Genomic DNA, 4222 nt, shown 5'->3' with positions numbered 1-4222 from the left:
GTCTACCTCTTCGAAGACCTGGGCGCCCCCCAGAGCGTCGCCGCCCTCGGCTTCGCCGTCTTCTCCACCGCCATGACCGCCGGCCGCTTCGCCGGAGACGGTGCCGAGGAGGATGAAGAAGAAGGACACGGCTCGGCGGGCGTTGGTGGCCTGCCGGGGCGTGGTGTCGGTCATGAGCGCCCCCGGGGGTTTTCGGCTCAGGGGCGTATTCAATCATGGTCGGTGCCGGTGGGTGGAGGGTGGTCGCTGGGTGGTGGTCCGGTGTGCTTGGGGGTCTGTCGTCCTGTTCTCAGGTGGTCTTGTTGGTGGAGAGGGTGCGGGCGGCGGCTTGGATCTTGTCCATGACGTTGGAGAGGTCGTGGAGGGTGGGGGTGTCGAGGCACTGGAGGAGGCGGCGGAAGTCGGCGAGGCCGGCCTCGGTGATCTGTTCGGTGAGGGTGCGGCCGGCGGGGGTGAGTTCGACGCGGCGGATGCGGCGGTCGTGGGGGTCTTCGCGGCGGGTGACGAGGCCGTGGCCGACGAGGCGGTCGACGATGCCGGTGACGGTGCCGAGGCCGACGCCGAGGTGGTGGGCGAGGTCCTGGCCGGAGGCGGAGTCCTGGCAGGACAGGAGCATGACGACCTTGAGCTGGCGCATGGTGAGGTTGGAGTCGAAGAGGGGGGAGGGGGGGCGGTCTTGGGCGAAGAGTCGCGCCAGGTCGTGCTGGAGTTCGCCGATCCGGTGGATCAGTCGGTCGCGTTCGTCGTTCACACTCACCTCTCGCTTCCTGAGAAGGTTATCAGGATGGCAAGGCAGCGTTAAATATTCGTGTGAGGCGAAGTGTTAGTGTGGGCGAAACTTATTGTGACGTCCCCCTAGGAGTCCGCCCCCATGACCGCCTTGGCCAGGTTGAGCCTTGCCAACCGCAGCCTCGTCATAATGATCGCGGTCGTGTTGAGCGCGTTCGGCGCCTTCGCGATCCCGTCGCTGAAACAACAGCTGCTGCCTTCGCTTTCGTTCCCGGGCGCGTTCGTGGTCGCCCCCTATCTGGGCGCCTCTCCCGAGATCGTGGAGGAGCAGGTCACCAAGCCGATCGAGGACAGCTTCCAGGGCATCGAGGGGGTCACCGAGGTCACCTCCACCTCCCAGGAGGGGATGTCGCAGGTTCAGGTGGCCTTCGAGTACGGCACCGACATCGACGCGGCGGTGGCGAAGATGCAGCAGGCGGTGTCGCGGATCGGCGCCCAGCTGCCCGACGGGGTGGACCCGCAGGTCCTGGCCGGCGGCACCGACGACATTCCGGTGCTGGTGCTGGCGGTGGGGACCGGCGGTGACGAGCGGGCCATGGCCGACAAGCTCCAGCGGATCATGGTGCCGGAGCTTCAGGGCATCGACGGCGTCCGTGAGGCCGTGGTGACCGGCGCCCGGGACGAGACCGTGGTGATCACTCCGGATGTCAAGAAGCTCGCCGCGCGCGGGCTGGCTCCGACGGCGGTGACCGATGCGCTGCGCGCCAACGGGCAGCCGGTTCCGGCGGGCAGCCTGGTGCAGGACAAGGCGTCGCTGACGGTTCAGGTGGGCAGCCGGATCGCCTCGATCGAGGATCTGAGGAATCTCTATCTGATCCCGGCGGCTCCGGCGCAGGCCGTCCAGCAGGCGCCGGCGCAGGCTCAGCAGGCCGCCCAGCAGGGGCGTCAGGTGCCGGGGCAGGGCAGTGCGGCCGCGGCTCAGCAGCGGGCCCAGCAGGCGCGGCTTGCTGTGGCGGCGCCGAAGCCGGTGAAGCTGGGTGATGTGGCCGAGGTCGAGCGTTCGCTGGCCGACAGCACCTCGTTGACGCGCACCAACGGCGAGCCGAGCCTGGGGGTGTCGGTGACGATGACGCCCGATGGCAACGCGGTGGCGATCTCTCATGCGGTCAACGAGAAGAAGGCGGAGCTGGTCCGGGCGATCGGTGATTCGGCGCAGGTGACGGTGGTCTTCGACCAGGCGCCGTATGTGGAGCGTTCGATCGAGGATCTGACCACCGAGGGTCTGCTGGGTCTGGTCTTCGCGGTGCTGGTCATCTTGGTCTTCTTGTTGTCGGTGCGTTCGACGCTGGTGACGGCGGTGTCGATCCCGCTGTCGGTGGTCATCGCGCTGATCGCTCTGTGGCTGGGTGACTATTCGCTCAACATGCTCACGCTGGGGGCGTTGACGATCGCGGTCGGGCGGGTGGTGGACGACTCGATCGTGGTTTTGGAGAACATCAAGCGGCATCTGGGCTATGGCGAGGCCAAGCGTGACGCGGTGCTGGCGGGTGTGCGTGAGGTGAGCGGGGCGGTGACGGCCTCGACGCTGACCACGGTGGCGGTGTTCCTGCCGATCGCGGTGGTCGGCGGCATGGTGGGGCAGTTGTTCGCGCCGTTCGCGGTCACGGTGACGGTGGCGTTGCTGGCTTCGTTGCTGGTGTCGTTGACGGTGATCCCGGTGCTGGCCTACTGGTTTTTGAAGGCGCCGGTGCTCAGTGCCGAGCGGGCGCGTGCGGTGCGTGAGGAGGCTGAGGCCAAGGAACTGCGTAGTCCGTTGCAGCGGGCCTACATGCCGGTGTTGCGTTTTGCGACCAGGCGGCGGCTGGTCACCGTCCTGGTAGGTGTTGTGATTTTCGTGGGGACGATGGGTCTGGCCGGGCGGCTGGAGACCAACTTCTTGGACTCTTCGGGTCAGAACACGCTCTCGGTGACGCAGAAGATGCCTGCCGGCACTGACCTGGCCACCACGGATGCGGCGGCCAAGAAGGTGGAGGAGGTGCTGGGCTCTCTGAAGGACGTGGAGGGCTATCAGGTCAATGTGGGTGCCGGTGGCGGGTTCATGGGGGCGACGGGGGGTGGCGGTGATCGTGCCTCCTACTCGGTGACGGTCGCCGAGGGGGCCGACACCGCGGCGCTGGAGAGCGCGTTGCGTGATCGGCTGAAGGCGCTGGCGGATGTCGGTGAGGTGACCGTCGGCGGCGGGCAGGGGGCTCCGGGGGGCGGTTCGACCAACCAGCTTCAGGTGATCGTCCAGGGGCCGGACACCGCGACGTTGCAGGGCGCGGCCGAGGTGGTGCGCGGTGCGATGGCGGGTCTTGAGGGGATGCGGGATGTCTCCTCCAACCTGCAGGCCAGTGGCCGGCGGGTGGAGGTTCAGGTGGACCGGCGTAAGGCGGCGGCCAAGGGGCTGACCGAGGCGCAGATCGCGCAGGTGGTGGCTCAGCGTTTCCGTGGGGCGCCGCTGGGTCAGATCACCTTGGACGGGCGGGCCAGTGATTTGGTCCTGCGGGTCGGTGAGGCGCCGGAGGATCTGAAGGCGATCGGTGCGTTGAAGCTGCCGTCGGCCGCCGGCGAGGTCGAGTTGTCGGATGTGGCGAAGGTGGCCGAGGTCGACGGGCCGACGCAGGTGACGCGGATCGACGGTGAGCGCAGTGCGACGGTTTCGGGTACGGCTACGGGTAGTGACCTGGGCAGTGTGACCGCGGCGTTGACGGCGAAGCTGGAGGGGTTGTCGTTGCCGGCGGGGGCGAAGTACGCCATCGGTGGTGTGAGTGCCGATCAGGAGGAGGCGTTCGGTCAGCTGGGGCTGGCGATGCTGGCGGCCATCGCGATCGTCTTCATGATCATGGTGGCGACGTTCCGTAGTTTCGTGCAGCCGCTGGTGCTGCTGGTGTCGGTGCCGTTCGCGGCGACCGGCGCGATCGGCCTGCTGCTGGTCACCGGTACGCCGCTGGGTGTTCCGGCGCTGATCGGCATGCTGATGCTGATCGGCATCGTGGTGACCAACGCCATCGTGCTGATCGATCTGATCAATCAGTATCGGGAGCAGGGGATGGGCGTGGTGGAGGCGGTGGTCGAGGGTGGCCGGCGGCGTCTGCGGCCGATCCTGATGACCGCGGTGGCGACGATCTTCGCGTTGATCCCGATGGCGCTGGGTCTGACCGGGTCGGGTGGGTTCATCTCCCAGCCGCTGGCGATCGTGGTGATCGGTGGTCTGTTGTCGTCGACGCTGCTGACGCTGGTGCTGGTGCCGACGCTGTATGTGATGCTGGAGCGGACCAAGGAGCGGTTCGGCCGCGGGTCCAGGCCCGGCAGGCACGAGGCCGAGGTGAAGGTCTACGACGCCGACGAGCTGGCTCCGTCCCGGTAGGCGCCCGCTGCGGGTGGGGATGTGCCGGTCGCCGTACGGTGGGGTTCGCGCCGTGCGGCGGCCGGTTGTGCCGGGGGTTCGGGG

At 68.0% G+C, this 4222-nt stretch carries 2 protein-coding genes; one reads left to right on the top strand and one right to left on the bottom strand.

What is annotated here, in order from left to right:
* Positions 1 to 289: 289 nt before the first annotated feature.
* Complete coding sequence (locus CA984_RS42815; RefSeq protein WP_086579011.1) at positions 290 to 757, bottom strand: MarR family winged helix-turn-helix transcriptional regulator; 468 nt, start codon at positions 755 to 757, stop codon at positions 290 to 292.
* A gap of 114 nt (positions 758 to 871) precedes the next feature.
* Between CA984_RS42815 and CA984_RS42810 the strand changes: the two genes are divergently transcribed.
* Positions 872 to 4138 (top strand): efflux RND transporter permease subunit, encoded by a 3267-nt coding sequence (locus tag CA984_RS42810; RefSeq protein ID WP_086579010.1) that lies wholly within the window; start codon positions 872 to 874, stop codon positions 4136 to 4138.
* Positions 4139 to 4222: the final 84 nt, after the last annotated feature.

This window comes from Streptosporangium minutum (assembly GCF_002149035.1).
Lineage (GTDB): Bacteria > Actinomycetota > Actinomycetes > Streptosporangiales > Streptosporangiaceae > Streptosporangium > Streptosporangium minutum.
This window is presented reverse-complemented; position numbering and strand designations above follow the sequence as displayed.

Coding starts and splice junctions, on each gene's coding strand:
- CA984_RS42810 (WP_086579010.1), top strand. CDS start 872: ATGACCGCCTTGGCCAGGTTGAGCCTTGCCAACCGCAGCCTCGTCATA.